This window comes from Pseudomonas sp. 5Ae-yellow (genome assembly GCF_014077575.1).
GTDB classification, from domain to species: domain Bacteria; phylum Pseudomonadota; class Gammaproteobacteria; order Pseudomonadales; family Pseudomonadaceae; genus Halopseudomonas; species Halopseudomonas neustonica.
Genome location: NZ_JACGWE010000001.1, coordinates 162,229 through 177,269 on the forward strand (window position 1 = coordinate 162,229; position 15,041 = coordinate 177,269).

The window sequence follows — 15,041 nt, forward strand, 5'->3', positions numbered from 1 at the left end:
CTAGAGCTTGGCGGCGTGCTCAGCGAGGTAGCTGGCGACCCCTTCCGGGCTCTCCTGCATACCTTTCTGCCCCTTGCGCCATCCAGCGGGACACACCTCACCATGCTCTTCGGTAAATTGCAGCGCTTCAATCAAACGAATCATCTCGTCGACCTCACGCCCCAGTGACAAATTATTCACTACCTGGTGCTGCACTACGCCAGCGCGATCAATCAGGAAGGAGGCACGCAGCGCTACACCGTCTTCATGCTCTACCCCATAAGCCTGCGTGATCTCGTGTTTGACATCAGCCACCATGGTAAAGCCGACCGGACCAATACCGCCCTTCTCTACTGGCGTATTGCGCCACGCGTAATGGGTGTACTGCGAATCAACCGAAATGCCCACTACTTCAACACCCAGCGCACGAAACTTCTCCATGCGATTATTGTGGGCAATAATTTCCGAGGGGCAGACAAAGGTAAAATCCAGCGGCCAGAAAAATACCACAATATATTTGCCGCGCAGCGAAGAGAACGCGAAATCCTCTACAATACTGCCGTCAGCCAATACCGCTGGTGCGGTAAAATCTGGTGCCACCCGGTTAACCAGTACACTCATAGCGACCCTCCCGAGCCATCTACAGGGACGCAGCTTAAAGCGTCCAAAGACATGTGGAAATTGCAAAGACTGTATCAGCCAAATAGTTTACCCCTATAGCCTTTGCCTAGCCCGTTTTTCATTGAGGAACCCAACACCATGAAGGATACATTCGACGTACTGCGCGGACCCGATTACCTCAAAGAGGGCTGGCGTACTATCAGGCAGCCAGGTCTGCGCCGCTTCGTGTTGATTCCGCTGATGCTTAACCTGATCGTATTTGCCGCGCTCATCAGCTGGGGCGCCAAGCAGTTCGATCTGCTGATGCTGCGCTTGATGCCGCAACTGCCTGAATGGGCGAGCTTCATTGAATGGCTGCTCTGGCCGCTGTTTGCGTTGGTGGTATTACTGGTGCTGTTCTTCGGCTTCAGCGTCGTTGCCAATATCATCGCGTCACCATTCTATGGCTTTCTCGCCGAGAAGATCGCCGAGCGCGAGCGCAATGAAGTCAGCCCGCCTACCAGCTACCGCGATATCTTGCTGGTAGTCCCCCAAAGTATCGGGCGCGAACTGCGCAAGCTGCTCTACTACCTGCCACGCTTGGTGATATTGCTGTTGCTGACGCTGATTCCAGTGGTCAACCTGGTTGCCTCACCGCTGCTGCTGGTGTTTGGCGTTTGGATGATGGCGGTGCAGTACATCGATTATCAGGCAGACAACGAGAAAGTCAGCTTTATCGATACGCTGCGCTGGATGCGCGGCCGCCGGGGGCTTTCGCTGGGATTTGGGTTTCTCGTTTATATAGGCATGCTCATCCCGCTGGTCAATCTACTGGTCATGCCATCTGCGGTAGCGGGTTCCACCCTGCTGTGGATACGCGAGCGGCGCGTTCAGCCATCATAAAACCGTAATAAATCTGTCACGCCGGCATCATACCCCGACTCCATACTCGGGGCATGAACATAGCCCAGCCTCCCGGCCAGTGCTTCGCACTGGTTACCGAAACCTATCCTCCGCAGATTAACGGGGTCAGCAATACGCTGGGCAAACTCTGTCAGGGGCTACTTGGCCGCAACCATCGAATCCAGCTGATCAGACCCGCCCTGCCGGGCGAAAAGCCCGGCTCACGCCAAGCCGGAAACTTGCTGGAACGTTGCGTGCGCGGCCTGCCGATACCTGGCTACCCCGGCCTCCAGTGGGGCCTACCGGCACAGCGCAAGCTTAAGCAACTGTGGAGCAGAGAACGTCCGGACGCGATCTACCTGGCAACTGAAGGCCCGCTCGGCTGGTCTGCACTGCGCTTGGCACGGCGGATGAAAATCCCGGTCATTAGCGGCTTTCACACCAACTTCCAGCAGTACAGTAACTACTTTCATCTGGGCTTGTTTCACGAGCCCGCCATGCGCTACCTACGCTGGTTTCACAACCAGACGCAACTAACCCTGGTGGCCAGCACAACACAGCAGCGGGAACTCACTCGCCTGGGTGTACAGCACCTCTCGATGCTCGGACGCGGCGTGGATTGCGAACAGTTTCACCCTGCCCATCGTTGTGAAACGCTGCGCAGCCAATGGGGTGCAGGTACAAAAGATACCGTGCTGCTGCACGTAGGCCGGTTGTCACCGGAGAAAAACCCAGAGTTACTGGTAGAGAGCTGGAGCAAGCTGAAAACGGCTTACCATGATGCCGAGCGAAAGTTACATATGGTTATCGTGGGCGACGGGCCCTCGGCAGACGAGCTACGCAAACGCATGCCAGATGCTATATTCACCGGCGCTCTGACCGGCTCCGCCCTCGCAGGCGCCTATGCCAGCGCGGATATTTTTGTCTTCCCGAGCTTGACCGAAACCTTCGGCAATGTGGTTACCGAAGCCATGGCATCCGGCTTGCCAGTGTGCGCTTTTGATACCGCTGCCGCGCACCAGCATATCCAGGATCGTTACAGTGGCAGCCTTGCACCAGCCGGTCACGATCAGTTGTTCAACGACAATTTACAGTGGTTGGCGCAGGACGTAGAAGGCCGTCGCAGTATTCGACTGCACGCCCGGCACCGGGCTTGCCAGCTAGACTGGCAAGCCATAGTGCAACGCTTTGAGCGCTACCTGCAGCATGCAGCGCTCAGTCATACCATCCCGGCGCAAGCAGTTCCAAGCAAATAGAACCGCTTGCGCGCGCAAGGCTTAGACCAGCGTTTTCAGCGCTTCGCGGCTGAAGGGCTGAATGTCGCCAAAGCGACCTTCGCGCACTTTGTCAGCCCACTGAGGATCAACCAGCAACGCACGACCCACGGCAACCAGGTCAAACTCGTTGGCCGCCAGGCGAGTCAGCAGGTCATCAATATTGGCCGTCTGCGCTATCTTGTCGGTATTGACCATGAACTCCAGAAACTCACCATCCAGACCAACACTACCGACGGTAATCGCGGGTTTGCCGGTGATGTTACGCGTCCAACCCGCCAGGTTGAGATCGGAACTTTCAAACTCCAGCTCCCAGAAACGACGCTGTGAACAATGGAAAATATCCACACCAGCGTCAGACAGCGGTGCCAGGAACTGCTCCAGCAGCTCAGGCGTTGGCGCCAATCGTGCGGTGTAATCCTGCTGTTTCCACTGCGAGAAGCGGAAAATTACTGGATAATCAGGCCCGACAGCAGCGCGTACCGCACGCACGATTTCAACCGCGAAACGACCACGATTCTCCATGCTACCGCCATAATTGTCGGTACGCTGGTTAGTGCCTTCCCAGAAGAACTGATCGATCAGATAACCGTGGGCGCCGTGCAGCTCGATGGCATCAAAACCAATCTCTTTAGCGTCTTTGGCCGCCTGTGCGAAGCCGGCAACCACGTCATCGATATCAGCCTGCGTCATACCCTTGACCAGGACTTTGCCTTCCTTCTGCTTTTCCATCGGGCCAAAACCCGGTACGTCCGGATAAGGTTCGGTACCTAAACGGCGCACGTTACCTACGTGCCAAAGCTGCGGAGCGATCTTGCCACCGGCGGCGTGCACAGCATCGACAACCTGTTTCCAGCCAGCCAGCGCGTCTTCACCATAAAAGTGCGGCACACTTGGGTAGCCACTGGCACCCGGATGGTTGATCACGGTGCCTTCCGTCACGATCAGGCCTACACCTGATTCAGCGCGGCGACGGTAATAATCAACCACCGCCTGACCCGGCACACCCTTGGGTGAAAAATTACGCGTCATGGGCGCCATAACGATGCGGTTACTCAGGGTCAGCGGACCCAGTTTAAAGGGGGTAAACAGTGGAGTTACATCTGCAGACATGCATTAATCCTCATAGATCGTGAACAATAGGTTGGTCTAAAGCAGAGCTGACCGGTCGTCTTGGTTTTTTTGCAGGGAGCGCGGCTCAAACTTGCAGCATGCGCTCAAGCTGATCGATAAATACCCTTAGCGGGGCGATCTGCCGATCCGTTTTCATTCGCAGCAGAGCCCCCTCCCAGGCAGCACCGATAAAGCTGGCAAGCGCAGCCGGGTCCTGATCCTGTGGAATCTCACCAGCATCGCGCGCCTGCTGCAGACACTCAGCCAGCACCCGGCTGGAGCTATGCAATATGGCCGCCGCAGCAAAGCCTATTGGCTGACTTTCATCAGCCTTTTCATGGCAGAGACTACCAATAAAGCACTGATGCAGCGGCTGTTCCTGATTGGCAAAGTAGCCAATCAGGTCACGATAACAACGCAGGATGCGCTCGCGTGGTGATAGCTCTGGTGTGCTCAGAGCGGCAGCAAATCGTTCAATTCGAGGCGTGTAATAGTAGTGCAGCGCCTGAATAGCGAAGTCTTCCTTACTCTCGAAATAGTGATAGAAAGAGCCCTTGGGCACACCGGCACCCTGAGTGATTTCCTGCACCCCGGTGCCGTTGTAACCCTTGCGCAACATCACGCTGGTGCCGGCCGCCAAAATGCGCGCACGTTTATCCTGGATCGTATTCATGTGAGCACTATACGACTGGTCAACTTGCTTGAATACAAAAGCCGCCCATCATTGATTCTATTGATGACGGGGAATCCATTTCGCCCAGCGCCAAACGGCAGGCGAAAAAAAACCAGCCATCGCTGGCTGGTTTTTACTGCGCAAGCTTGGGGGAGCTTAGTGCTCCACGCCACCCTCACCATGAATATGACCGTGGGCCATTTCATCTTCAGTTGCGTCACGCACTTCAACTACCTTCACATCAAAGGTCAGCTGCTCGCCGGCCAGCGGGTGGTTGCCATCTACAGTAACCTCATCGCCTTCGAGCGCCTTGATAGTAACAATCTGCATGCTACCGTCAGGACCGGACGCATGAAACTGCATGCCCACTTCCAACTCGTCAACGCCTTCAAACATGTTGCGGCCCAGCACAGCAATCAGCTCGGCATTAAACTCGCCATAGGCTTCGGCAGGCTCAACAGTCACATTGACCGCATCACCAGCCTGCTTACCTTCCAATGCCTTTTCCAGACCTGGAATAATGTTGCCAGCGCCCTGAAGGTAGACGAGCGGAGCGCCACCATCGGAGGAATCCAGCACCTCGCCATCTGCATTGGTCAGGGTGTAGTCGATGGAAACAGCCTTGTTGGCAGCAATCTGCATAATATCGTTCCTATCTTTTGCTTAAAAATCGTGAGTGTACGCGGATTAGGTCTCAAACGCACGGCTTGACCCGACTAGCGGCGCGACTGAAGATGTCAGATATACGACGTTACGCCAGCTGAACCTTGCGTACCGATAAGCATCCAAGCGAGCACACGCTACGCTGAATGCGGTTTATTACCGGCAGCAGAAACTGCCCATAGACACAGGAACATTGACGTTACCATGACACACCGCCTGGTATTGGTCATCAACGGTGGCAGCTCATCTATCAAGCTGGCACTGCGTAAACAGGGAAGTTCAAAACCCGTATTTGAAGCTCAGGCCGAACGCCTGAATACCCCGCAAGCCAGTTACAGCTTTCCGGGTGGCAGCGAATGCAGCCTACCCGACGCCAACCATCAAGATGCATTGAATGCGCTACTGCCACTACTCGACGCGCACCTCGATCAACCGATCAGCGCGGTGGGCCATCGCGTCGTTCACGGCGGCGAGCAGTTTACCGGGCCACGCCTGATCAACGATGAAGTGCTTGCCGGTATCGAGGCCAATGCACCACTGGCGCCCCTGCATAACCCAGCTAACCTGAGCGGGATTCGTGCCGCCATGAAACTGTTGCCGGATATTCCGCAAGTCGCGGTATTCGACACTGCCTTTCATCAAAGCATGCCACCGCACGCCTTCCGCTATGCGCTACCCGACGAGCTGTACGCCGTACACGGCGTGCGCCGCTATGGTTTTCATGGCACCAGCCATCAATATGTAGCGCATCAGGCCAGCCTGCTGACCGGTCGCGCCGAAACGGCTGGCGCATGGCTTAGCGCACACTTGGGCAATGGCTGTTCCAGCTGCGCCATCCTCGATGGCAAAAGCATGGACACCAGCATGGGACTGACACCGCTGGAAGGCCTGGTCATGGGCACGCGTAGCGGCGATGTAGACCCTAACCTGCACGCGCATCTGGCGCGCACCCTGGGCTGGGATCTACCCCGCATTGAACGCCTACTGAATCGCGAGAGCGGCCTGCTTGGTCTTTCCGGGTTGTCGAACGACATGCGCGAGCTGGAGCAGGCTCGCGCTCAAGGCCACGGCGGCGCCCAGTTGGCCATTGAGGTGTTCTGCTACCGCCTCGCGCGCTCACTGGCCGGCCTTGCCGTCGCATTGCCGCGCGTCGATGGCTTGATCTTCACCGGCGGTATCGGCGAAAACTCGGCACTCACGCGTGCCCTCACGCTGAGCCATCTGGCGGTCATGGGCCTGCGCGTCGATCCGGACCGCAATAGCGCGCTGAAACGCGGCGAAGCGGGCCGCATTGAAGCAACAGGTTCGCCCGCCATTTTGGTCATACCCACGGATGAGGAGCGGCAGATTGCCGAAGAAAGCCTCACCCTTCTAGATCGTCAGCACCTGGAGATGGAAACCCCGGCATGAGCCAGCATACTTTCTTTATCGCCCCTACCGGCTTTGGCGTCGGTCTCACCTCTACCAGCCTTGGGCTGATACGTGCACTCGAACGCACCGGCTTGCGCGTGCACTTTCTCAAGCCCATTGCCCAGCCACACCCTGGCGATGAAGGCCCCGAGCGCTCCACCGAACTGATCAGCCGCACCCTGGGACTAACGCCGCCCCCTGCTATGCCGCTGGCACAAGTAGAACATCTGCTGGCGATCGGCGAACTGGACGACCTGATGGAAGAAATGGTCGGGCGTTATCAGCAGGCCGCACAGGATGCGGATGTAGTGGTGGTCGAAGGCATGGTACCCACGCGCCAAAGCAGCTATACCGCGCAGATCAATCAGGCTCTGGCCAAAAGTCTGGATGCCGATGTCATCCTGGTCACCACACCGGATGGCGACGACATGGCCACCCTGGCTGATCGCATAGAGATTCACGCCCAGGCATTCGGTGGACCAACGCATCCCAAGGTGCTTGGGGTCATCGTCAACAAGGTACACGGACTGGAAGACGAAGCACTGGCCGATGTGCCAGACGGACGTGCACTAAAAAGCACGCTGAAAACGTTCGCACAGGAACTGAAAACAGCATCCGCCCGACTGGACACTGAAGACTTTCGTCTGATTGGCTGCGTACCCTGGCAGGACGAACTCAACGCGCCACGCACTTCCGACATTGCCAACTTACTGAAAACTACCATCTATCATCCCGGCGAGATGCACCAGCGCCGTGTAATGGAGATAGCGCTCTGCGCACGCACGGTACCCAATATTATCGACCGGCTTAAACCGGGCACATTGATAGTTACCCCAGGCGACCGTGACGATATCATCATCGCCAGCAGCCTGGCGTCACTGGCTGGCACGCCGTTGGCCGGCCTGTTGCTGACCGGCGACATGCCGCCTGATCCGCGAGTGGTGCAGTTATGCCAGCCCGCACTGGATCAGGGGCTGACCATCCTCGGCGTTGCCACCAACAGCTTTGACACCGCCACTCAGCTCGACCGCATGAACCGCGAGATCCCCATTGATGACCGTGACCGCGCCGAACGCGTCACCAACTTTGTCGCCTCGCACATTGATCAAACCTGGCTCGCCAAGCGCTGCGATACGCCCCGCGAAAAACGCATGTCACCACCCGCGTTTCGCTATGAGCTGGTACGTCAGGCCCAGCGTGCAGCCAAATGCATTGTGTTGCCCGAAGGCGATGAGCCGCGCACCGTGCAAGCCGCTGCCATCTGCCAGCGTCGCGGCATTGCCAACTGCATACTGCTGGCCAAGCGCGACGCTGTTGAAGCCGTTGCCCGCGCGCAGCACATCACCTTACCTGAGGGGCTACAGATAGTAGACCCGGACGAGGTACGCGAGCGTTACGTCGCCCCCATGGTTAAGCTGCGCGAAGGCAAGGGCCTTAATGGACCCATGGCGCTGCAACAGCTGGAAGACAACGTGGTGCTGGGAACCATGATGCTGGCACTGGATGAAGTCGACGGCCTGGTCTCCGGCGCCATTCACACCACAGCCAATACGATCCGCCCGGCTTTTCAGCTGATCAAGACGGCACCTGGCTACAACCTGGTGTCCTCCATCTTCTTTATGCTGCTACCCGAGCAAGTTCTGGTTTACGGTGACTGCGCGGTAAACCCAGACCCCAGCGCTGAAGACCTGGCAGAAATTGCCATCCAGAGCGCGCGTTCGGCAGAAGCATTCGGCATCCCAGCCAAGGTCGCGATGATCAGTTATTCAACCGGCAGCTCAGGCAGTGGCAGTGAGGTCGAGAAAGTACGTGAGGCCACCCGCCTGGCCAAGGAGCGCGAACCAGGGTTGTTGCTCGACGGCCCGCTCCAGTATGATGCCGCCGCCATTGCCAGCGTTGGTCGGCAGAAAGCGCCAGATAGTCCGGTAGCCGGTCAAGCCACCGTGTTCGTGTTTCCAGACTTGAACACCGGCAACACCACCTACAAGGCAGTCCAGCGTAGCGCCAACGTCGTCAGTGTCGGCCCGATGTTGCAGGGACTGCGCAAACCGGTTAACGATCTGTCACGAGGGGCACTGGTAGACGATATCGTTTACACCATAGCCTTGACGGCTATACAGGCCTATAAAAACCAATAACATAACGAGAATGACCGCCTTAAGGCGGTCCTGCCGAAGAGCCCAACATCATGCTTTCATTCCTGCCAGCGTTTTTGCGCGGCACCCTGGCTATCCTATTACTGGCCTTGAATACCATCTGCTGCGCTTCAGTTCTATTTCTGTTGGCGCTGGTCAAGCTTCTGCCTATTCCCACGCTGCAGAAACGCTGCACGATCATCATGATCCGCGTTGCGGAATTCTGGATACTCTGCAACAGCGGGTGGATGGCCTTGACCGGCAATACCCGCTGGGAAATAGAAGGCCTGGAGCAACTGGACTACCGCGGGTGGTATCTGGTCACCAGCAACCACCAGAGCTGGGTAGACATCATTGCCCTACAGCACGTACTGAATCGTCGCATGCCCATGCTCAAGTTCTTCCTCAAGCAGGAGCTGATCTGGGTACCCATCATCGGTCTATGCTGGTGGGCGCTCGATTTTCCGTTTATGAAACGCTACAGCAAGGCGTATCTGGCCAAGCACCCCGAGAAGGCTGGTCAGGATCTGGCAACCACGCGTAAAGCCTGCGAAAAGTTTAAGACCACGCCGGTCGCAGTATTCAACTTCCTCGAAGGCACGCGCCTGACACCGGCCAAGCATGCTGAACAGCAATCACCTTTCAACTACCTGCTCAAGCCAAAGTCTGGCGGTATTGCCTTTGTGCTGGACGCGATGGGCAATCAGTTACGCTCACTGCTGGACATCACCATTCACTACCCAGGCGGTAATCCCAGTTTCTGGGACCTGCTCAGCGGCAAGGTTCCAGAGGTAGTCATACATTGTGAGCTAAAGCCGATTCCGCCCGAGTTTCTTGGCAAGGATTACCAGAATGATGAAGCGTTCAGGGCCGAATTTCAGGCTTGGGTAAACCAACTTTGGGTCGATAAGGACGCGCACCTGGCTCGACTGCACGCCCAGTACCCTACCCCGGCTGACCGCGCCAAAAAGTAACACCCGTAGTACGTTTTTAAAGACAGCATACGCGCACAAAAAAGCCGCGCCGGAATGATCCGGCGCGGCTTTTTTACTGCGTATTACAACTGACGCAGGTTAATTTCTACCCGGCGATTTTGCGCACGACCCGACTCGGTATCGTTGCTGGCAATTGGCTGGCTAGGACCTACACCCGCGCTGCTGATACGACCGCCAGGCACGCCCTGACCCGACAGGTAAGCCGCTACCGCGCTGGCACGCTCACGGGACAAACGCATGTTCAGTTCGTTGGAGCCAGTGCTGTCGGTATGGCCGACGATATTGATGCCGTTCTGATCAAATTCCTTGAACACCTTCACCAGCGAGTTCAAGGTGGGATAGAAGCTGCTCGAAATATCAGCAGAGCCGGACGCGAAAGTAATATTACCCGGCATCACCAGCTGAATGCTGTCGCCATTGCGGACAACTTGCACACCTGTCCCGGTAAGCTCCTGACGCAGACGCTGTTCTTGCTTGTCTACGTAAAAACCATAACCACCGCCCGCAGCGCCGCCGACTGCGGCGCCAATCAGTGCACCCTTGCCACGATCCTTGCTACTGGAGGTAGCAGCACCGATAGCAGCGCCAGTTACCGCACCGATACCGCCATAAATTGCAGACTTACCTGCCTGTTCTTCGCCGGTGTAAGGATTATTAGTACAACCGGTCAATACCAGCGCACATACGCCGGCAGCAATCAAAGCTTGGCTTTTCATAATTATTTCCCTTTCATCTATTATCTTGAACATCTACTACCATAACAGGAGATGGGGCCGGACAAGCGTCAACGGCACTCTCCCTTAACGCTGTATCAGACAGGCTGATCACTCACACTAACCGCGAATAAAGGGGTTAGTGCGAATTTCGTCACCGATACGTGTATCTGGACCATGGCCAGTTACCACTACAGCCTCTTCATCCAGTCTATAGAGCCGATCACGAATAGATCGTTCAATTTTCTGATAGTCACCACCCCACAGATCCGTGCGGCCAATGCCACCACGAAAGAGAGTATCGCCCGCAATCAGCAACTTGTCCCGCTCAAACCAGAAACTCATTGAGCCCGGCGTGTGCCCGGGTGTATGCAAAGCGACACCACAACCGCACGCCAACTCCTCATCATCGTGCAGCCACTGATCAGGGGCCGGTACCGGCTTATAGGGCACGCCAAACATCTTGCACTGCATTTCCAGGTTATCCCAAAGAAATTGATCTTCTTTATGCAGATGTAAACTAGCGCCAGTCACTTTCTTTATTTCACCCGAAGCAAGAAAGTGGTCCAAGTGCGCGTGGGTGTGAATGATACTTACCACCTTCAGGCCGAGCGCCTCCAGGCGATCCAGAATCAACTGATGATCACCACCGGGGTCAATTACCAGTGCCTTTTTTGTCACCGGGTCGCCAACGATGGTGCAATTGCACTGCAGCGGACCTACCGGGAAAGTCTCGCGGATCAGCGCGGGTTGCAGGGCTGTCATGCAAACTCCTGTAGGGGCCAGGGCGAAAAGGCCAAAGCCTTATATCGAATAGCAATCAGTATACCCAGCAGCGCCTGTTTTTTCTTTCGCAGGATGCAAAAGCCGCGGCTACCGTCAGCGCGCTAAAACAGCAACAGTCAGAGCCTGCTCGGATCGTAGAGACACCCTGCAGGAATAAAAAAAGGCGCGCGGAATCGCTTCCACACACCTATTTTACGGGCGAAGCCAGCGAGCGTACCGCACGCTGGCTCGATAGCACCCTAGTTAGCGAACACCTGCCTGACGCAGCGCAGTTGGCGTGAAGTCATTGCTTGACGCCTTGTAGCTGTAGTCATAATTGCTGCGCTCTTCGTTGTTCATGCCCATTGCCAGATAACGCCCGGCCATGAGGTCATACAGGGTCTCCATAGCATAGCTAGGCACCTTGTCCGGGAAGCGCTGCAGGGTCTCAGCCTCGGCCACACGCCACAGCTCACCGCGCGCGTCGTAATGATCGATGTGAGCCGCCTGCCAGGAATCCTCGTCGAGGAAGACATGACGCTTGGCATAAATATGCCGCTCGCCCGGCTTGACGGTTGCTTCAACATCCCAGACACGGTGCAGCTCATAGCGCACCAGATCCTGATTGATGTGACCTGCTTTAAAGATCTGATCGTACTTGACGTCGGGCGAGGCCAGCTCGAAGTTATTATAAGAAACAAACATCTCGCGCTTGCCGTTAAGTTTCCAGTCATAACGATCGGGCGCACCGTTGTACATATCCAGATTGTCAGAGGTACGCATACCATCAGCTGCGGTACCTGGACCATCATAGGAAACCTGAGGTGCGCGGCGCACGCGGCGCTGGCCGGCGTTGTAGATCCACGCCATGCGAGGGTTGGCGACCTGGTTGATGGTTTCGTGTACCAACAGCACATTACCGGCCAGACGGCTCGGATCCGTCACCTGCTGCTTGAAGTAATACAGCATTTCAGTGCTGTCGCCGGCGCTATAATCGCTCAGCGCACTAGGCAACACGTACTCTTCTACAAAGCGCACAATGTTGTAATTACCATTTACCTGAGGCGTGGCCTGCGTAACGGTGCGCTGGAGTGAAGCACCACGGTAGCGCGTAATCTGGTTCCAGATAACCTCAAGGCCGTCATTGGGGATTGGGAAAGCATAAGCCATCTGATAGTTGGTCAAGCCATTGCCGCCGGCAACCAGCTCGGTATTGGCTGCGTTGTGCTTGGCCGCATCATTCACTGCTTGCGGCAGGGCGGCGCTGCGGCGACTTTCAAACACGCGCATCTTGAAGGTTTCAGGATAACGCTTGAACATGGCGATCTGACCGGGAGCCAGGTTATCGGCATACTCTTCGTAGTTGGCCGCAGTGATAACGAACAACGGCTGATCGTCAGCATAAGGGTTGGCAAAAAAGCCATTTGCATCAACCGCAGCAGCATCAGTTGCCAAACCACCGGTCCAGGCGGGGATGGTGCCCGCCGCGTTGCCGGCCGCTTCAGCGCCGACAGGAGTGAGAGAATTGCCCAGTTCGGCAACTTGCTGGGCATCGGCAGCAGCAAAGCTGATCTGAGCAGCCAGCGCAGAGGCCAGGAAAGTAGAAGCAAGGATAATGGGTTTCATCGATTCGCCCTGTTTTGCTTGTTTATTTACGGCTCAGCGCTGCTGACACAGTGCACAGCAGAAGGCCGGACGGGTGACGACAAGGAAGCACTGCCATTACGCCCGCCACTGAAGCGGACGCACGAAAACGCCCGTGTTGTACCGACATATTAGACGGTGACATCACAGCGTTCAGGATTATTAGGCTTTTTATATTCCTTGAGGAGATGGGCACTTTATAGGCTGGCGTGCAGGCAATCAAGCCCAAGTGTCCCACACCAGAGCACTTGGCACTTCATCATACAGCGCTGAAGCGCTTGATTTACGCGATCTGCAAGACAAATTGATACCGTATTGCAGCCACAAAAATGAGACAGTAAGCAACTATTGATCAGCGTCTTGCTACGCACAAAAAAACCGCCAACCGATTGCTCGGCTGGCGGCTAGCGGTCACGCAGGGCGCGATTTACAAGGATGAAATACAGTCGTCGCCCGACTCAATCCATTGTGCAATTTCGGTACGAATCCGCTTTTTATCAAGCTTGCCGACACTGGTCTTGGGAATGTCACTGACAACCGCAATCTGTGTGGGGATCGCCCACTTATTGATGCGACCGTCGTCGACAAATGGCTGTAAGTGCTCACACAACGAGGCCGCCGTCACTTGCTGCCCTGCCGCCGCAACTACGAGTGCGAAGGGTCGCTCGTCCCAGCGCGGATCAGGAATACCGACCACAGCTACGTCACTGACTGACGCGCTGCGACTGATCAGATCTTCCAGCTCCAGCGAAGACAACCATTCACCACCAGTCTTGATAACGTCCTTGATGCGGTCGCGAATGTCGATAAAGCCCATCGGGTCAATGGTAGCCACATCACCGGTATGCATCCAGCCGCCAGCCCAGAGCTCCTTGCTTTTCTCAGGCTCACGGAAATAGGCTTGGGTCAGCCAGGGCGCGCGCAAAACCAATTCGCCCTGCGTCTTACCATCATTGGGTAAAAAGGAGCCATCTGGCGCCATGATTTTCGCTTCCACCAAAGGCCCAGGGACCCCGGCCTTGATCAAGTGCGAAATGCGGTCATCTTCACTACCGGCTTCCAGCTCAAGGTTGACGTAACCCGCCGAGATCAAAGGACAGGTTTCCGACATACCGTAGGCTGCGCCCAGATGCATACCCTTGGATTTGGCTAAATCAAACAGCGAACGATTCAGGGCGCTGCCGCCGATAATCACACGCATACCACCAAAGTCATGGTCCTTGGCTCCCTCGGCTTTGAGCACCATCTGCAGAATGGTCGGTACGCAATGCGAGAAGGTCACGCCGTGATCCTTGATCAACTTGACCAACATCTCAGGCTCATAGCGGCCTGGATAGACCTGCTTAACCCCCATCAAGGTGGCGGTGTAGGGAATACCCCACGCGTGGACGTGGAACATCGGCGTGATTGGCATATAGACATCACGGTTACCCAGCTGACGCACGCTATCCAACCCGGACAGTGACGCTACCTGAGACAGCGTGTGCAACACCAACTGACGATGAGTGAAGTAGACGCCCTTCGGGTTACCCGTAGTCCCCGTGGTGTAGAAGGTAGTAGCAACCGAGTTCTCATCGAAATCGGCAAATTCGTAGGTAGGCTCGGCGGCGGCCAACAATTGTTCATACTCACCCGCCAGACCGTGTAGATCAGCTACTTTGCTTTCTTCGTCAGTCAGCAAAATGGTGGTGGTAACCGTCGTCAGGTCATTCTCGATGGCCTTGTATATGGGTACAAATTCACTGTTAACCAGTACCACAACGTCTTCAGCGTGGTTCATGGTGTAGAGAATCTGATCCGGCGACAGGCGTACGTTAATGGTATGCATAACCGCGCCAAGCATGGGCACAGCGAACATGCACTCCAGATAGCGATGGCTATCCCAGTCCATCATGGCGACCGTATCGCCAGCCTTGACGCCAGCCTTGGTCAACGCATTGGCCAGGCGGCAGACGCGCTCATTAAAGGTAACGTAATCGTACCGGCTGATATCGCGGTAGATAATTTCCTGGGTACGCTCGTAACGCTGACCGGAAAGTAGCAGATTCTTGATCAGCAGGGGCGTGGAGCGTGCCTCGTCTGTGGGCTTGAGGATACGAGTATTGAGCATGAAATGACCTAGTGTTGTTGGGATTGTCAGGGCATGGGAGCTTTGCTAGAGCTCACGCGACCAC

At 56.0% G+C, this 15,041-nt stretch carries 13 protein-coding genes; 5 read left to right on the forward strand and 8 right to left on the reverse strand.

Annotated features, from left to right (window positions below; translation table 11 throughout):
* On the reverse strand, positions 1–600 hold the full coding sequence (locus tag H4J77_RS00790) for a peroxiredoxin (RefSeq protein WP_182246605.1): 600 nt from the start codon (positions 598–600) through the stop codon (positions 1–3).
* 138 nt (positions 601–738) lie between these two features.
* Here H4J77_RS00790 and cysZ point away from each other — a divergent pair, with 138 nt between their 5' ends.
* Complete coding sequence (gene cysZ / locus H4J77_RS00795) at positions 739–1,482, forward strand: sulfate transporter CysZ (RefSeq protein ID WP_182246607.1); 744 nt, start codon at positions 739–741, stop codon at positions 1,480–1,482.
* A 53-nt stretch (positions 1,483–1,535) separates the two neighbouring features.
* Positions 1,536–2,738, forward strand: a complete 1,203-nt coding sequence (locus tag H4J77_RS00800) for a glycosyltransferase family 1 protein (protein WP_182246609.1) — start codon at positions 1,536–1,538, stop codon at positions 2,736–2,738.
* A gap of 21 nt (positions 2,739–2,759) precedes the next feature.
* On the opposite strand, the gene H4J77_RS00805 is transcribed toward H4J77_RS00800, so the two are convergent.
* The 3 genes from H4J77_RS00805 to H4J77_RS00815 form a co-directional block, all read right to left on the reverse strand.
* Entirely contained in the window at positions 2,760–3,869 is a 1,110-nt protein-coding gene (locus H4J77_RS00805; RefSeq protein WP_182246611.1) for an NADH:flavin oxidoreductase, read from the reverse strand.
* A gap of 85 nt (positions 3,870–3,954) precedes the next feature.
* Positions 3,955–4,542 (reverse strand): TetR/AcrR family transcriptional regulator, encoded by a 588-nt coding sequence (locus H4J77_RS00810; protein ID WP_123888472.1) that lies wholly within the window; start codon positions 4,540–4,542, stop codon positions 3,955–3,957.
* 156 nt (positions 4,543–4,698) lie between these two features.
* Positions 4,699–5,184: a peptidylprolyl isomerase gene (locus H4J77_RS00815; protein WP_123888471.1), complete on the reverse strand. Its 486-nt coding sequence runs from the start codon at positions 5,182–5,184 to the stop codon at positions 4,699–4,701.
* Positions 5,185–5,409: 225 nt separating this feature from the next.
* Between H4J77_RS00815 and H4J77_RS00820 the strand changes: the two genes are divergently transcribed.
* Genes H4J77_RS00820 through H4J77_RS00830 form a run of 3 tightly spaced genes read left to right on the forward strand, consistent with a single transcriptional unit; the run spans position 5,410 to position 9,724 of the window.
* Positions 5,410–6,615, forward strand: coding sequence for an acetate/propionate family kinase (locus tag H4J77_RS00820; RefSeq protein ID WP_182246613.1), 1,206 nt, complete (start codon positions 5,410–5,412; stop codon positions 6,613–6,615).
* Positions 6,612–8,753, forward strand: a complete 2,142-nt coding sequence (pta, locus tag H4J77_RS00825) for a phosphate acetyltransferase (RefSeq protein WP_182246615.1) — start codon at positions 6,612–6,614, stop codon at positions 8,751–8,753. The genes H4J77_RS00820 and pta overlap by 4 nt, the downstream gene beginning before the upstream one ends.
* 50 nt (positions 8,754–8,803) lie before the next feature.
* Positions 8,804–9,724, forward strand: a complete 921-nt coding sequence (locus H4J77_RS00830; RefSeq protein WP_123888468.1) for an acyltransferase — start codon at positions 8,804–8,806, stop codon at positions 9,722–9,724.
* A gap of 83 nt (positions 9,725–9,807) precedes the next feature.
* Here H4J77_RS00830 and H4J77_RS00835 read toward each other — a convergent pair whose 3' ends face one another.
* From H4J77_RS00835 to H4J77_RS00850, 4 genes are all read right to left on the reverse strand, one after another.
* Complete coding sequence (locus tag H4J77_RS00835; protein WP_182246617.1) at positions 9,808–10,461, reverse strand: OmpA family protein; 654 nt, start codon at positions 10,459–10,461, stop codon at positions 9,808–9,810.
* 117 nt (positions 10,462–10,578) lie between these two features.
* The gene (locus tag H4J77_RS00840; protein WP_182246619.1) at positions 10,579–11,223 is read right to left on the reverse strand and encodes an MBL fold metallo-hydrolase; all 645 of its coding nucleotides are present in this window, start codon (positions 11,221–11,223) and stop codon (positions 10,579–10,581) included.
* Positions 11,224–11,487: 264 nt separating this feature from the next.
* The gene (locus tag H4J77_RS00845) at positions 11,488–12,849 is read right to left on the reverse strand and encodes a DUF1329 domain-containing protein (RefSeq protein ID WP_123888465.1); all 1,362 of its coding nucleotides are present in this window, start codon (positions 12,847–12,849) and stop codon (positions 11,488–11,490) included.
* 445 nt (positions 12,850–13,294) lie between these two features.
* The gene (locus H4J77_RS00850) at positions 13,295–14,977 is read right to left on the reverse strand and encodes a fatty acid--CoA ligase (protein ID WP_182246621.1); all 1,683 of its coding nucleotides are present in this window, start codon (positions 14,975–14,977) and stop codon (positions 13,295–13,297) included.
* Between the last annotated feature and the right edge of the window lie 64 nt (positions 14,978–15,041).